This window comes from Streptomyces sp. NPDC005774 (assembly GCF_042871645.1).
GTDB classification, from domain to species: Bacteria; Actinomycetota; Actinomycetes; order Streptomycetales; family Streptomycetaceae; genus Streptomyces; species Streptomyces pratens.
In genome coordinates this window covers 33690-47796 of record NZ_JBIAIV010000043.1, presented here as the reverse complement: position 1 = coordinate 47796, position 14107 = coordinate 33690, and the positions used below count along the sequence as shown (strand labels likewise).

At 70.3% G+C, this 14107-nt stretch carries 14 protein-coding genes and 1 tRNA gene; 11 read left to right on the top strand and 4 right to left on the bottom strand.

Features of this window, described 5'->3' with window-relative positions:
• Positions 1 to 159 precede the first annotated feature (159 nt).
• On the bottom strand, positions 160 to 456 hold the full coding sequence (locus tag ACFYQA_RS29850; protein WP_388924302.1) for a GYD domain-containing protein: 297 nt from the start codon (positions 454 to 456) through the stop codon (positions 160 to 162).
• Between the two features lie 919 nt (positions 457 to 1375).
• Between ACFYQA_RS29850 and ACFYQA_RS29845 the strand changes: the two genes are divergently transcribed.
• The 11 genes from ACFYQA_RS29845 (at position 1376) to ACFYQA_RS29795 (ending at position 11742) form a co-directional block, all read left to right on the top strand.
• Positions 1376 to 4108: a LuxR C-terminal-related transcriptional regulator gene (locus tag ACFYQA_RS29845; protein ID WP_388924299.1), complete on the top strand. Its 2733-nt coding sequence runs from the start codon at positions 1376 to 1378 to the stop codon at positions 4106 to 4108.
• A gap of 205 nt (positions 4109 to 4313) precedes the next feature.
• Positions 4314 to 5942 (top strand): MFS transporter, encoded by a 1629-nt coding sequence (locus ACFYQA_RS29840; protein WP_388924360.1) that lies wholly within the window; start codon positions 4314 to 4316, stop codon positions 5940 to 5942.
• 18 nt (positions 5943 to 5960) lie between these two features.
• On the top strand, positions 5961 to 6488 hold the full coding sequence (locus tag ACFYQA_RS29835; protein ID WP_388924296.1) for a hypothetical protein: 528 nt from the start codon (positions 5961 to 5963) through the stop codon (positions 6486 to 6488).
• A gap of 125 nt (positions 6489 to 6613) precedes the next feature.
• Complete coding sequence (locus ACFYQA_RS29830) at positions 6614 to 6811, top strand: hypothetical protein (RefSeq protein ID WP_055607124.1); 198 nt, start codon at positions 6614 to 6616, stop codon at positions 6809 to 6811.
• A 487-nt stretch (positions 6812 to 7298) separates the two neighbouring features.
• Positions 7299 to 7961 carry an HdeD family acid-resistance protein gene (locus ACFYQA_RS29825; RefSeq protein ID WP_388924293.1) on the top strand — a complete coding sequence of 221 codons (663 nt, stop codon included), beginning with the start codon at positions 7299 to 7301 and terminating at the stop codon, positions 7959 to 7961.
• 93 nt (positions 7962 to 8054) lie between these two features.
• On the top strand, positions 8055 to 8405 hold the full coding sequence (locus ACFYQA_RS29820; protein ID WP_388924290.1) for a hypothetical protein: 351 nt from the start codon (positions 8055 to 8057) through the stop codon (positions 8403 to 8405).
• Positions 8406 to 8560: 155 nt separating this feature from the next.
• Positions 8561 to 9025: an SHOCT domain-containing protein gene (locus ACFYQA_RS29815; protein ID WP_388924287.1), complete on the top strand. Its 465-nt coding sequence runs from the start codon at positions 8561 to 8563 to the stop codon at positions 9023 to 9025.
• 30 nt (positions 9026 to 9055) lie between these two features.
• Positions 9056 to 9505 (top strand): hypothetical protein, encoded by a 450-nt coding sequence (locus ACFYQA_RS29810; protein ID WP_388924284.1) that lies wholly within the window; start codon positions 9056 to 9058, stop codon positions 9503 to 9505.
• A 79-nt stretch (positions 9506 to 9584) separates the two neighbouring features.
• A complete protein-coding gene (locus ACFYQA_RS29805) occupies positions 9585 to 10997 on the top strand; it encodes a diacylglycerol/lipid kinase family protein (RefSeq protein ID WP_388924281.1) in 1413 nt (470 codons plus the stop codon).
• A 276-nt stretch (positions 10998 to 11273) separates the two neighbouring features.
• A complete protein-coding gene (locus ACFYQA_RS29800; protein ID WP_388924278.1) occupies positions 11274 to 11522 on the top strand; it encodes a hypothetical protein in 249 nt (82 codons plus the stop codon).
• A gap of 148 nt (positions 11523 to 11670) precedes the next feature.
• Positions 11671 to 11742: transfer RNA gene (locus ACFYQA_RS29795), tRNA-Leu, on the top strand.
• Between the two features lie 80 nt (positions 11743 to 11822).
• Here the strand turns inward: ACFYQA_RS29795 and ACFYQA_RS29790 are convergent.
• The 3 genes from ACFYQA_RS29790 to ACFYQA_RS29780 form a co-directional block, all read right to left on the bottom strand.
• A complete protein-coding gene (locus ACFYQA_RS29790; protein ID WP_388924275.1) occupies positions 11823 to 11981 on the bottom strand; it encodes an integrase in 159 nt (52 codons plus the stop codon).
• A gap of 220 nt (positions 11982 to 12201) precedes the next feature.
• Entirely contained in the window at positions 12202 to 13266 is a 1065-nt protein-coding gene (locus ACFYQA_RS29785; RefSeq protein WP_388924272.1) for a nitrous oxide reductase family maturation protein NosD, read from the bottom strand.
• 356 nt (positions 13267 to 13622) lie between these two features.
• Entirely contained in the window at positions 13623 to 14009 is a 387-nt protein-coding gene (locus tag ACFYQA_RS29780; RefSeq protein ID WP_388924269.1) for an STAS domain-containing protein, read from the bottom strand.
• Between the last annotated feature and the right edge of the window lie 98 nt (positions 14010 to 14107).

Here is a 14107-nt window from a genome sequence, read left to right as displayed (position 1 = left end):
GCCAGACACCGTGCGGCCAACGCTTCAGCAGGTCACAGCCCCGCCCCGGGAAAACTCCTCAAGCGGGTGTCGCAGGTTCGAATCCTGCCGGGGGCACCAGGAAGAAGGCCCCAGACCTATCAAAGTCCGGGGCCTTTCGGAATCAAGGCCGGCATGCCCTCAGCCAGCGGCCTTGGCGATGATGCGATCCATCTCCTCTCGGCCAAAGGCCCGCAGGGTCGTCGTACGGACGCTGCCCACTCCGCCAAGCTGCAGGAGCACCGCGGTGGCGGTTTCGTCGTCGGGTGCCTCGACAACGGCCACGAGGTCGTACGAACCGACGGTCCAGTAGAGGTTCAGGATCTTCGCCTCGAGCTTCTGCGTCGCTGCAGCGAAGGCCTCGGCACGCTTTGCGGTGTCCTTGTAGTTTCGGATCCCTTGATCGGTCCAGTTCAGCAACGTGACATACGTCGGCATGGTCTTTCACCTTCATGAGGGAACACATCGCGAGGTCAATCCTGAACATTGCGACCGAAACGCGCACAAGGTGTGCGCCCGAATGAGCAACAGCAGCCGATCACAAGTGGTTGATCACGGTGGCTGGAACCGGCGAAATTGCACTGTCCATGACACGCGCCATCCCCCTGTCGGGGCCACCCTCGACCGGCGTGAGCAGGTCCCGGGCGACACCCACCGGGGCTGCCCCGAGGTAAGCCGTCGAGTCGCGCCTCGGACGGTCAGCCCCCGTCGGATCGCCGCGTACGGCTCGACCTTGCACATCTGCGGCATGACCAGGACCTTTCACCAGGAACACCCCGATGCTGCCCTGGCAAGTACCCCAGTGCTGTCAAATTTCGTGAACATCACCCGCCCGTTCATTTGGGGTGCTTCCCAAACCCGTGAACAACTGACAGTGCTACTCGTGAACAGAGCCCCTCCCCCACCGTCTTGGATCATGGCCCCGAATGTCCTCGAGACGATCGGCGACGGCCCGGTCCCGGCCACTGGTCATGTGCTGGTGGATCAGCGCGGCCCGGAACTGCTGTGCCCCCTCCTCGTCATCGGCTCCCGCGTGCCGGCCCCGGTCGTGGAGGCCGGCGTGTCACCCGTGTGCCGAAGACTCGTGGAGGTGCCGCTCGGCCGTGACGCCCGCAGCTCCGGGCCGGCCTCCAAGGCGACTCGGCCCGGAGCTGACCAGCACGCGCTGCCGCTCACTGTCGGGACGGCGTGTTGTGGGTGACGAACACCGCCGTGGGCCCGGCGGCAGGGGAAGGCACAAGGGCAGGTGAACGGGCCGATGGCTCGGTGCGCCGCGCGACTGGGCAGGAAGACTGGGATGCTGAGTGAGGGAGCGCTGCCCGTGACGTGGTACTGACGGATAGGGGCGGTGAGCGCCATGCCGGATACCTACGAGAACGCTCAAGAACCGATTGTTCCCGTTGTTCCCGTCGTTCCCCTGGTTCCGGACGTCACGGACGTCACGGCTGTTCCGGATGTTCCGTGCGCCGATCCTCTGGGAGACCCGTTTCTGCGCACCAGGTTCGCCCTCCCCGCGAGACCCGCCACGTTCCTGCGGCGGCAGCGGCTCGTCGACCACCTCGACCAAGCTCTCGGGACGCCGTTGACACTGATCAACGGCGCGGCCGGGGCCGGCAAGACCCTGCTGGCCGCCGACTGGGCCTCCGGACTGCGGTCGCCGGTCGCCTGGCTCACCGTCGAAGTGGGGGACCGGCGTCCCGGGGTGTTCTGGGCGTACATCCTTCAGACGCTGCGCGCCTGCGGTGCACCGGCATCCGACGCGGTCGGAGCCCCTGCGGACGCTTCCGGGGTGGACCGCAGGCTGCTGGCAGCGCTCGCCGCCGAGCTGAACGATCGCGACCGGCCCGTGGTCCTCGTGCTCGACGAGTACGACTGCATGACCGCTCCGGAGATCACGGAGCAACTTGCGTTCGTCCTGCACCACGCCGGGCGGGGTCTGCACCTCGTCCTCGTCACCCGCACCGAACCACTGCTTCCGCTGCACCGTTACCGGGCGGCCGGCGAGCTGACGGAGATCCGCGCCGCCGAACTTGCCTTCACCCCCGAGGAGGCCGTCGCACTGCTGGAGCTGCACGGTCTGAGCCTTCCGGTCCACGCCGCGCGGGCCCTGGTGGACCGCACCCGGGGCTGGGCCGCCGGCCTGCGCCTGTCCGCCCTGGCCGCTCGGGAGAGCGCCGACCCCGAGCTCTACCTGAAGGAGTTCGAGGCGGACCACAGTACGGTCGCGGACTTCCTGCTGGCCGAGGTCCTCAAGGGTCAGACGCAGGAGACACAGGACCTCCTGCTGCGCGTCAGCGTCCTGAAGCGTTTCTGTCCCGATCTGGCCGACGCACTGACCCTCCGGACCGATGCCGAGCCCATTCTCGCCGGACTGCACCGCGAGAACGCGTTCGTCGAGCATCTCGGGCACTCGTGGTACCAGCTCCACCCGCTGTTCGGGGAGATACTCCGGGCCCATCTGCGCGTACGCCTGCCCGGGCTGGAGCCGGAACTCCACCGGCGGGCCGCGCGGTGGCTGCGTCGTTCCGGATTCCTGCCGGAGACACTCGCCCACAGCGCCGCCGCGGACGACTGGGATTTCGCCGCCGGTGCCCTCATAGACGACTTGGCGATCGGCCGGCTCTTCACCGGCCTGCGCTCGGACGACCTGGCCCAGTTGTTCTCCGCCATGGGGCCCGAGGCCAGGAGCCCCGCGGCGGATCTCGTGCGCGCCGCCCACGACCTGTCCCGGTACGACCTCGATCGTGGTCGGGCACACCTGCGCCACGCCGAGGAGCAACTGGCGGACGACGCGCCCGACCTGGCGGCCGCCCAGCTGAGCTGTGCGCTGCTCGAGGCACTGGCCGCCCGGCTGACCGGATGTCCTTCACGGGTCGAAAAGGCCGCCGAAGCAGCCGATGAACTGCGGCAGGAAGTCCCGGCGCACCTTCTGGACGAGCATCCCGAACTCACCGCTCTCCTGCTGACCCATCTGGGCTCGGCACGCCTGTGGGCCGGGCGTTTCGAGGACGCGCGCGCTGTCCTGACCACCGTGGCCGGAACTCCCGGCGGAGCCTCCACCGTGCTGCCCCGGGAGGAGTCGATGGGGCACCTGGCCCTGCTCGACTATCTGAACGGCTGGCTCGGCCGGGCGGAACGCAAGGCACTGGCGGCGCTGTCCGAGGCGGAGCGGGCCGGCCCGCCCCAGGCATCCGGCTCCGGCATCGGACGGCTGGTTCTGGCCGCCGTGGCTGTCGACCGCCATGAACTGGGCCGGGCCCAGGCCCTCCTCGACGAGACGGCCCAGCTCCCTTCGGTGACGCGCGACCCGGTGATGGCGGCAGGGCGAGCCCTCGCCACAGCCCGCCTCCTGCTGGCCAGGGGCAAGGCACGAGCCGCCGTCGAGGCGGCGGACCCGGCCGTCTCCACCGCCGTGGCCTCGCCCTGGGCGGCAAGCCATGAAATGCTCGTCGCCTCCGCCGCCCACCTGGCCGAAGGACGGCCGGACAGAGCCGCCGAGGTGCTCCAGGGAGTCTCCGGCGACCAGCCGGTGTGTGCCGTGGAGGCCGCGGCGATCCAGCTCGCCGCAGGGCGTCCCGGGGCGGCCGTCGACCTGCTCGACAGCATCCGCGCCGAAGGCCTGACCGGTCCGGTGGTGACCGTGGGGGCAGCACTGGTCAGGGCTCGGGTCGCGGAGGAAGCGGGGGACACCGCCACCGCCCACAGGCTCGTGGCACAGGCACTCCTCGGCGCCCGGCGGGAGCGGTTGCGGCGTCCGTTCCTCGATGCCGGAGCGTGGATCCGGCCTCTTCTGGCCACGGCTCCGTTGCACGCGCTGGCAGCGGGCTGGCTCACGCCCGGCCCGCCGCGACGCGGTGAGCCGCCCCGGACGGAGCCGTTGCCTCCGCTGCTCGTCGCGGCGGAGCTGAGCGGACGCGAGCACGACGTCCTGGAACGGCTGGCCCGGATGATGTCGACCGAGGAGATCGCCGCTGACCTCTACCTGTCGGTGAACACGGTGAAGACCCACCTCAAGAGCGTCTACCGGAAGCTGGCGGTGAACCGGCGCAACGAAGCGGTGCGCCGCGCGCGCGAACTCCGGCTGCTGTGAACGCGCGCCGGTGAAACCCGTCGGTGAAAGAAGCCGGCGCCCGTCCTCCCCACCGGCAGGACGTCACGGGGCTCGGCCCTTCCCCCGTGGCGGGTGAGGCACGGGGCGCGTACTTCGGATGCGATGGGAGGAGCGGTGGGACATGCGCCGGCCCACGGCCGGCCGACTCCACCGGCGTACCGGCCGACTCGGCGAGGTGGACACCGTGAAGCACTGGCGGGCTCTGATCGTCCTCGGTACGGCCCAGTTCCTGATGGTCCTCGACACCTCCGTCATGAACGTCTCCATCAGTCAGCTGGTCGAGGACTTCGACACCGAGGTCACCGCCATCCAGGCCGTCATCACGCTGTACGCGCTGGTCATGGCCGCTTTCATGATCATCGGCGGTAGGTTCGGGGACATCCTGGGGCGTCGCCGCATGTTCCTTCTGGGGCTGGTCGTCTACGGCGTGGGGTCGGCCCTGACCGCTGTGGCCCCCACGCTGTGGGTCCTCACGCTGGGCTGGTCCGTCATCGAGGGGCTCGGAGCCGCCATGGTGCTGCCGGCCATGGTCGCCCTCATCGCGGAGTCGTACCGCGGGAAGGACCGGGCTGTCGCCTACGCGGTCATCGGCGGGCTCGCCGGCGCCGGGATCGCGGTCGGCCCGCTGTTGGGCGGCTGGGTGACGACATATCTCACCTGGCGGCTGGTCTTCGCCGGCGAGGTCGTGGTCGTCGTGGCCGTCCTGCTGTGCCGTCGGGTGATCGCGACGCCCGTCCGGACCGGCTCGCCTCCCCGGCTGGACGGCGTCGGTGCCGTGCTCTCGGCGGCCGGACTGGGGCTGGGTGTGCTCGGCGTGCTGCAGAGCAGCACGTGGGGATGGGTGCAGCCCCGGAATCCTCCCTTCACCGTGTTCGGCTTCGCCCCGACACTGTTCGTCGTCGGCGCCGGAGTGGCCACCCTGGCCGTCTTCCGGTCCTGGGAACGGCGACGCGACGGTCGAGGCGCCGACCCCCTTGTGCATCTGTCCCTGCTGGGCAGGCCCGTGCTGCGGTCCGGCCTGCTGATGCTGCTGAGCCAGAACCTCATCCTGCTGGGACTGTTCTTCACCATCCCGCTGTACTTGCAGGTGGTTCAGGGGTTCGACGCCTTCCAGACAGGGCTGCGCCTGCTCCCGGTGTCCGCCACCATGCTCGTGACCTCCCTGTGCGCGTCCTCGCTGGGGCCGGTGGTGGGGCCGCGCCGGGTGGTCCGGCTGGCCCTGGTGATCCTGACGGCGGCCATCGTGTGGCTGCTGGCCACCATCGACCCGGTCATCGACGACGCGCAGTTCGCCGGTGCCATGGCCCTGCTGGGCGTGGGCGTCGGCCTGCTCGCCTCGCAGCTGGGCAACGTCGTCCAGTCCAGCGTCGGCGACGAGGAACGCAGTGAGGCCGGAGGGCTTCAGTTCACGGCACAGAATCTGGGTTCGGCGCTGGGCACCGCGCTCATCGGGTCGATCCTCATCGGTGCGCTGGCCCACGTCCTCACCACACAGGTGGCGGACAACCCGCGGCTGTCGGAAGAGACCCGTGAGCAGGCCGGTGTCGCTCTCCAGGCCGGAGTCACCTTCGTCTCCACCGATCAGGTGCGCTCGGCGGCCGAGCGTGCCGGGTTGCCGCCGTCCGAGGTCGACGCCGTCGCGGACTCCTACGCCTCCGCGCAGCTGGACGGTCTGAAGGCGGCGATCCTGGCCACCGGCGGCATCGCGCTCGCCAGTTTCCTGGTCACACCGCACCTCCCGACCGCCCGGGAAAGCCGCCCGCGACAGCCGGATGCCGACGCTCCGGCCGGAGCGGCCGGAGCGATGCGCTGAGTCCGGAGGGAGTCACCGGTGTCCAGAGCAAGGACCGGCCCGGCCACGGCCCGCAGAGCGCGCCGGGCCGAGCACCGAGCCCGCGCGGACTACACGGGCGGCGTCTACGGATCCATGCTCGCGGCCTCCGTGGTGATCGGCGCCGGCTCCCTGGGCTCGTTCCCCCGCGCCGAGCTGGTGCTGTTGCTGCTGCTCACCGGCGTGGTGTTCTGGGTCGCGCACGTGCATGCCCAGTTGTTCGGGGCGCGCCTGGCACAACAGGCGCCCGACCGCCGGGTCGTGCTGCACGTGTGCCGCGACGAGTGGCCGATCGTCAAGGCCGCCGTCCCGCCGGCCGCCGCGGTGGCCGTCAGCCCGCTCCTGGGCCTGGACGTGCAAGGTGCCTTCTGGCTGGCTCTCTCCGTCGCCGTGGCCGGCCAGGTGGGCTGGTCCGTGGCCGCGGCGCACCGCGCCGGTGCTTCGCGGCGGCTTGTGGCCGTCACCGCGTCGGTCAACCTGTTGCTCGGTCTGCTGATCATCTCCTTCAAGATCGTTCTGAAGCATTGATCCGTGGCGTCCGTCGCCCGGCGGCGGGTCACCTGTACCAGGTGAGGCCCGAAGCGGCACGGAGGCGGACGATCGCAGGGAAAACGCCGTCCGCCTGTCCCAGGGAGTCCGTGGGAGGACAGCTCGTGCGCTACGAGATCCGAGTCGAGGGACACCTGTCGGAAACGCTGGCCAAAGCCTTCCCGGAGCTGGGCCACGTCGTGATGTCCGGCCAGACCGTCCTGTTCGGACCCGTCGTGGACGAGGCGCACCTGTACGGGCTGCTGGCGCGCTGCCGGTCACTGGGACTGCGTGTCGTGGAGATGCGGCAGCTACCGGAGTGACGGGACCCGGCGGTGTGCGGTACCGGATCGGCCTCCGGAGGACCGTGAAGCAGCTCGGAGCGGCGGGTGGCTTCCAGCGCCTCGAAGTCCCGCTCGTTCCGGTCGGCGCAGGCCGGTCGGCGCAGGACTGGGCGAACTCGGTGAGCGCGCGTCGAAACGGTCGCCGCCGCCCAGGTGGGCGGCGAGGTGGGCGGCGAGGGTGAGGGAATCGCCCGAGTGGGCGTGGGCCCGTGTCGGGGATGCCCCGCACAACCGGACGAAGGGGGAGAGCCGACCCGGCCCCGTGGTCTTCTCCGTTCGGCCGGAAGGCCGAGGGGACAGGCGCCCGGAGATTCCCACCCCCGCCGCCACGTCGGCGCCGACGGATCACCCGTGGGGGGTGAACCGGCACCCGGTGACAGGCGTAACCCTGGAGCGATCAGGTCCCTTGCACAACGCCCCTTCACACCCGGCCCTCCCGGGCCACCTGACAACTTACGGAGGAGCCATGACCATGCCGCGTGGTCCGGCATCGCGCACCGGAGAGGAACACCGACCCGACGGGACGGGCCCCGGCCCGAGAGACGATTCCACGTACGTACTCGCGCGGCTCGGCCGTTCATGGACCTGGCTCCTCGGCTCGGCCGTCTCGACACTGGTACCGGGCGTCCTGGTACTGGTCTGGCCCGAGGGGACCCTGCACGTCCTGGCCGTCCTCGTCGGCCTGTACCTGCTGGTGACCGGGGCGTTCCGGTTCGTGGCCGTCTTCGGCCGGGAGGAGCACGGTGAACGGCTCCCGGGGCTGCTCCTGGCCGTGCTGTACGTCCTGGCCGGGGTGCTGTGCCTGCGAAACCCGCTGCAGACCGTCGCCGCGCTCTCGCTGATCGTCGGCGTCGTCTGGCTCGTGTCCGGCATCCTCACCCTCTACACGGCCATCACCGCCCAGGACCTGCCGCACCGCGGCGTCGTCCTGGGTGCCGCGGTGCTCGGCATCGTCGCGGGGATCGTGGTGCTCGCCCTGCCGGCGGAGTCGGCCCTCGCCCTGACCCGGCTGCTCGGCCTGTGGCTCGTCCTGCTCGGCCTGGCCGAGGCGGCGGTCGCTCTCGCATGGCGGGCCGCGCTCCGAAAGGCACACACCACGGGGCCCCGCGCTCCCGCCGGGGCGGCCTAATGGGAGCTACGGAACCGGGGAATGCTCGGTTCCGTAGCCGCCGGCAGGTGAGCACTATCGCGGCCGGAACCAGTTGAGTTCTGGTGTCAGACCGTGCCCCTGCTGGTCGTCTCGGTGATCACGGCGTCGGTGGCGTACCTGTACGGTCCCGGACGCCCAGCCTGCGCCGTCCGCACGACGGCGCAACGGGGCACGACGGCCGCCGGCCGGGCGCCGCGCCGCGCCGGAATGCGCACCGGGTCCACCGGGCGCCTGCTGGCGGACCATCGGGCGTGGACCACCGGCTGCGCCTTCGCGGCCGGGGCGCCGGCGCTCTGGAACCACCCCACGGTCGGAGCGGTGGTGCTCGTCGTCGGCGTCCTCCTGGCGGTCCTGGCGGTCCTGGCGGTCCTGGCGCTCTTCTCGGCCACCGCTCCCCGTGGCCACGGGGAGTCCGCCCCCTGATCCGATGAGCCGAGGGCGGGAACCCGTCCGCCGAGGGCGCCTCACTCGGCGCGCACACTCACCCGCACCGGGTGAGGTCGCCCGGTGCTTGCCGTGGGCACGCTGAGGACGGCACAGAGCCGCTGCCGGGCGAGCGCCCGGGACGGAGGACGGACATGAGCGCACAGACCTACCTGGCGTACGACTACCCGCTGCTGAGCGCTTTCTGGACCATGTTCTGGTTCTTCCTGTGGATCATGTGGTTCGTCCTGCTCTTCCGGATCATCACCGACATCTTCCGCGACGACCGGCTGAGCGGCTGGGCGAAGACCGGCTGGCTGGTGTTCTGCATCGTCCTGCCCTTCCTGGGCGTGTTCGTCTACGTGATCGCCCGTGGCCGGAACATGGGCCGCCGGGAGGTCTCCCAGGCACGCGCGCAGCAGGAGGAGTTCAACGCCTACATAAGGAAGACCGCGACCGACGGCCGGCCCAGCAGTGTCGACGAACTCGCCAGGCTGTCCGAGATCCGCGACCGCGGCGCCCTCACGGACGAGGAGTTCCGCCGGGCGAAGGAACTGGTCCTGACCGGCCACGGCCCGGCGGAGCACGCGGACTCCACCGCCCGCACCCCCGGTCGCTGAGCACCCGCACACCACGAAACGAGGCGCGGGATGACCACGACGCACACCCGGCCGACACACCCGGCGAGGCAGGAATGGGCGACCGGCCTGACCGTCTTCGCGGCCGTGATGCTCTTCCTCGTCGGCCTGCTCGACCTCCTCCGGGGCATCATGGCCATCGCCGAGGACGACGTCTTCGTCACGACCCCCCACTACGTGTTCGAGTTCGACCTGACCGGTTGGGGCTGGATCCACCTCGTTCTGGGCGTGATCGCCGTGATCGTCAGCATCGGACTGCTCCGGACCGCGACATGGGCGCGCGTCACCGGCGTGGCCATCGCCGGACTCGTCATCATCGCCAACTTCCTCTCCATGCCGTACTACCCGTTGTGGTCGATCGTGATGATCACCATCTCGGGCTTCATCATCTGGGCCCTGTGCGTGGTCGAGCGCGGCAACCTCTCCGACCTGTCGGGGGAGCGCACACCGCGCAACGGGTGAGGCGGCCCCGGCACCGCGCGGACGGCGTGAGAGGACAGAGCCGGTGCGTGCCCGGGAGCGCGAGGAGAAGGGCCGACAGGTGGAACGGAACAGAGGTGACACGAGGAGACCGGACGAGGCAGGGGCCGCGACCGCACGCGAAGGCGGTGCCGGACGGGCCCGCCTCGCCCTGCTCGCCCTCCTGGGAAGCATCCTGGTGCCGCTCGTCGCCGCCGGTCTGCGGAGCGTGCTGTGGGTACTGGTCGGCATCGCGGGACTCGCGCTCGCCGCCGTCGGCGTGTGGTGGGCCCTGGCCCACACGGGGGCGCTCCGTGTCCTCGGGGCAGTCCTGTCAGTGGCGGCTCCGGCCACCGTGCTCGCCCTGTACGCCGCGTTCGGCATACTGGGGCCGGCTCTGTTGTCCCTGGCCCTGTGGGCACTGGCCGTCACCGCGGCACGTACGGCCCCGGCACACGGGCGAACCCTCTCCGGACAGGCTGTCGTCAAGGAACCCCACGCCCCCTGGATCCTCATGAATCCGCGCTCCGGCGGCGGCAAGGTGGGCCGTTTCCATCTGGCGGAGAAGGCGCGGGCGGCGGGCTGCAAGGTGGTCCTGCTCGGCGAGGGCCTGCCGGGCCAGGACGTCGCCGAGCTGGCCCGGCAGGCCGTCGCCGAGGGAGCCGACCTGCTGGCGGTGGCGGGAGGCGACGGCACCCAGGCATTGGTGGCCGAGGTCGCGGCGCGCCACGACCTGCCGTTCGTGGTGATCCCCGCGGGCACCCGCAACCACTTCGCCCTCGATCTCGGCCTCGACCGCGACGATCCGGCTGCAGCTCTGCAAGCCCTGACCGACGGCGTCGAACTCCGCATCGACCTCGGGTACGCCGCGGACCGGGTCTTCGTCAACAACGCCTCGTTCGGAACGTACGCGTCCGTCGTCACCGACCCCGCGTACCGGGATGCCAAGGCCCGCACGACCCTGCGCGCCCTCCCCGGCCTCCTCACCGGCGAGGCCGCGCTCAGGTTGCGGATACGGGCCGGCCGAACACGCATCGACGGGCTCCAGGCCCTGCTCGTCAGCAACAACCCCTACGGACGTGCCGTCGACGCGGCCCGTCCGGGGCGCAGGGAGCGGCTGGACTCGGGGCTCCTAGGCCTGGTGTGCGTGCGGGTCGGCAACACCGCTGAGGCGGCGCGAATCGTGCGCGGTCCGCGCTCCGGGGAGCTCGTCCGGCTGAACGCCGAAGAAGTCGTCGTCGAAGCCGGCACGGACACCCTCCCGGTCGGCATCGACGGAGAACACGTCGTCCTGCCGTCACCCGTCGTGTGCCGCAGCGCGCCCGGTGCACTCCGGGTCCGCGTGCCGCGCCGCCGCCCGCACACGCTGCGGGGCGGCGGAGCGACGGCCGACTGGCCGCGCGTGGCACGGTTGGCGCTGGGCCGTCTGTTCCCGGCCCAGGGACAGCACCGGATTTCCGGCCCAGGGCCGGCTCATGGCGTCCGCGACAGCTGACTCGGTGTCGAGGGGCTTGATTCCTCAGCCTTCGTGGGTCGTCTTCGGGCGGCGCGGCGATTCCTGGAGCGCTCGACCTTCCAAGCCGGTGATCACAGCCGTGCACCCCTACTCCTTCGCCTGACCCCACGCACGCTCCCGCCTCTCATATCGTTGCGAATGCGGCCACGCCAGGAAAGGCACGACCGGCCGCGGTGCCCCATGGCGCCCTCGGTGGCGCGCCATGTACGGAGAGAGGACGCTGGACGCGAGGGCACCCTGAGGGAGAGGCATCCCATGACCCGGACCAAAGACCACAAGGCCCATACGCCGTTCTTTTCCCGTCCCGGCGTCCGCCGCCTCGCACCGTTCGTTCTGATCACCGCGATCGCTCTCGTCTTCATCTTCGAGAACCGCGCGAGTGTCGAGATCCGCCTTCTCATTCCGATGGTGACCATGCCCCTGTGGGGCGCCCTCCTCATCGCCTGGGGCCTCGGCATGCTCGCCTGTGTCTTCACCGTGCGTCGACGGTCGGACCGGCGCTGACGACAGCCGGGGCAAGTCCCTGCGCCGTCTCGCTTTCCGCCGGCCCTCGCCGGAACGGATTCAGCGCACATGAGGCCGGGAGACCCCGCGAACACACGAGAACCACGGGAGGATGTTTTCCCAGGAAAGATTCCCCAAGATTGACGTTTCCCCAGGTCACAGCCCTGTCCAGAGAAAGCCCCTCAAGCGGGTGTCGCAGGTTCGAATCCTGCCGGGGGAACAGGGAAAAGGGCCGGTCCAGGAGGGTTTCCTCCCAGGCCGGCCCTTCGTCGTTCCGGGCGCCGCGCCACGCACGTGCCACTACGTCCGCTCGGCGCCCTCTCCGGAGGAGCCCGATGCCGCTCCCCCACCGCCCCGGACCATCGCACCGAGCCGGTCGGCGATGGCCCGGTCACGGTCACTGGTCATGTGCTGGTGGATCAGCGCGACCCGCGGGCTGCTGTGGCCCGTCCGCGTCATCAGCTGCCGCGTGCCGGTCCCGGCCGTGGAGGCCAACATGTTGCCCGTGCGCCGCACGTGTGGAAGCGCACGGTGTTGCCCCGTGTGCCGCAGCCGGGGAAGTGCAGCTCCCGTGGTGGGACAGCGCCCGTAGCCGCATGCCGGAGGAAGGGGCCCTTCCCCGTGGTCATCGCGCCGGTGTTCCCCGAAGACGGGTCCCGGGCCGCCGCGGCCCCATCGGTCAGCAGGCGCCGGCCGGTTCGGAGGTCTGGCAGATGTTGTTGATGAACTTGTTGTCCTTCCCCTTCTCGTCGCGGGTGACCAGGTCCGCCGGGAGGTTGCCCAGCACGAGGTTGTCGCGGACGACGTTCCTGTCGTTGGAGACGCCGTCCATGCTGCCGAACACGACGATCCCGCCGGAATACGGCGAGTCACCCACGTTGTCGCGGACCATGTTCTGCGTCACCAGCGCTTTCTCCGTACCGACGAGGACGATGCCGACCCCCTGGAGGTGGGGCAGGCGCGCGGCGGCAGGGCAGTATGCGTTGTTCTCGTAGACCGCGTTGCGGCGGACGGTCAGGTCGCCCGCCGTGCGCGGCAGCACGACGAAGACACCTGCGCAGTTCTCGGTGATGACGTTGTGTTCGACGGTGAGGTTCCCGAGCCGGCGGGTGGTCATGCCGACCCGGTTGCCCGTCAGTCGGTTGCCGCTGATCACCGTGCCACGGGTGTCGAGGGTCTTGCTCTCCGCGTCGGCCTCGAACACGTTGGCGGTGTAGAGTCCGGCGTCGCCGTTGCCGCTTGCGGTGTTGTAGCGGAACGAGCCGCGGGTGGAGCGATCCTGCGCGATGCCCCACTGGCCGTTGTCCCGGGCGGTCACCCGGTGGACCTGCAGTTGGTCGGTGCGCGTGGCCGAGACACCGTTCTTCTTGAACCCTTCGACGGTCAGCGACTGGATCCGCACCCCGGTGACGGGGTGTTCGTCCGTGCCGGTGACACAGATGCCGTCCCCCGCCTTGGCGCACGCACTCCCTGCCTCCTCCTTTCCGGGCACGATCACGGTCTGCTCGCCCGCGCCCCGGAGGGTCAGCGGCTTGGTGATCGTGACGCTTCCGCGGTAGGTGCCCCGCGTCAGGACGATGGTGGCTCCGGGGGTGGCCGCGTCAACGGCCTTCTGGAGGGACTGGCCCGGACTGATCATTTGCTCGGGTCCGCTACGGGCGGAGGCGGCCGGAGCGAGGGCACCCATGCCGATGACGAGGGGTGCGATGGCGCAACTGAGGCATGTGGCCTGGTATTTCCTCATGAGCCCGACGTTATGGGCCACTCCCGTAACATTTCCACTCTTAGCAACCATATGGACGTGAAAAGTCACCGATCGGACTTACTTCCCGGCTCCGCCGCCGGCCGCCCGGCCGAGACAGGGACACGACAGGGGCCGGGACCCTGAGTGGGTGTCACCCGGTATCAGGACGCCCTGGAGACAGAGACGGCCCGCCACCGGCCGCAGCCCCGGCGACCTCTCCGGCCGCGGCGGCAGCAACGGCTCGATCAGCACCCACACGTCATCGTCCACGATCCACGGCCGAGTGGTCACACCCTCACGAACAGCCGAGTGGTCACACCGGTCATGGCCGACCAGGACGTTTCAGCAAGATCGTGTTACGGACTCTGAGGGGCGAGGGCCTGGCTCAGGTCGGGGTAGCAGGTGATGAGGTCGTCGACGCGGACGAGTTGCAGAACGCGCAGTACAGGGGCGGTGGGTGCGGCGAGTCGGATCCAGCCGTCGGCCGCGGTGACGTTCTTGTAGGCGACGATGAGGGTGTTGATGCCGCTGGAGTCCATGAAGGTGACCCGGCTCATGTCGACGACCACGCGGGGCCGGTCGGCAGTGAGTGTGTTCAGGGCCTGCCGCAGTGGTTCGCAGGTGTGGTGGTCGATCTCCCCGGTCAGGTGGAGCACCCGGACGCCGTCGATGGCGGTGGTCACGACCGACAGTCCGCCGCGCTGTCCGGCTTGTTCGCTGCCCGGTACTGGTTCCTCGGCCATGTCGGTGATACTTGCACACCAGACCTTCCGCCCGAAGTGCTGCCTGCCCAACGGCCGAAACGATGCTCCGGCGCCGGGAAAGGGAGCCCGGCAGGGGG

Bases quoted from the DNA above. Each gene is read 5' to 3' on its own strand.
- ACFYQA_RS29785 (WP_388924272.1), bottom strand. From the start codon at position 13,266: ATGAGGAAATACCAGGCCACATGCCTCAGTTGCGCCATCGCACCCCTC.
- ACFYQA_RS29845 (WP_388924299.1), top strand. From the start codon at position 1,376: ATGCCGGATACCTACGAGAACGCTCAAGAACCGATTGTTCCCGTTGTT.
- ACFYQA_RS29810 (WP_388924284.1), top strand. From the start codon at position 9,056: ATGACCACGACGCACACCCGGCCGACACACCCGGCGAGGCAGGAATGG.
- ACFYQA_RS29815 (WP_388924287.1), top strand. From the start codon at position 8,561: ATGAGCGCACAGACCTACCTGGCGTACGACTACCCGCTGCTGAGCGCT.
- ACFYQA_RS29790 (WP_388924275.1), bottom strand. From the start codon at position 11,981: ATGACGCGGACGGGCCACAGCAGCCCGCGGGTCGCGCTGATCCACCAG.
- ACFYQA_RS29825 (WP_388924293.1), top strand. From the start codon at position 7,299: ATGACCATGCCGCGTGGTCCGGCATCGCGCACCGGAGAGGAACACCGA.
- ACFYQA_RS29780 (WP_388924269.1), bottom strand. From the start codon at position 14,009: ATGGCCGAGGAACCAGTACCGGGCAGCGAACAAGCCGGACAGCGCGGC.
- ACFYQA_RS29850 (WP_388924302.1), bottom strand. From the start codon at position 456: ATGCCGACGTATGTCACGTTGCTGAACTGGACCGATCAAGGGATCCGA.
- ACFYQA_RS29800 (WP_388924278.1), top strand. From the start codon at position 11,274: ATGACCCGGACCAAAGACCACAAGGCCCATACGCCGTTCTTTTCCCGT.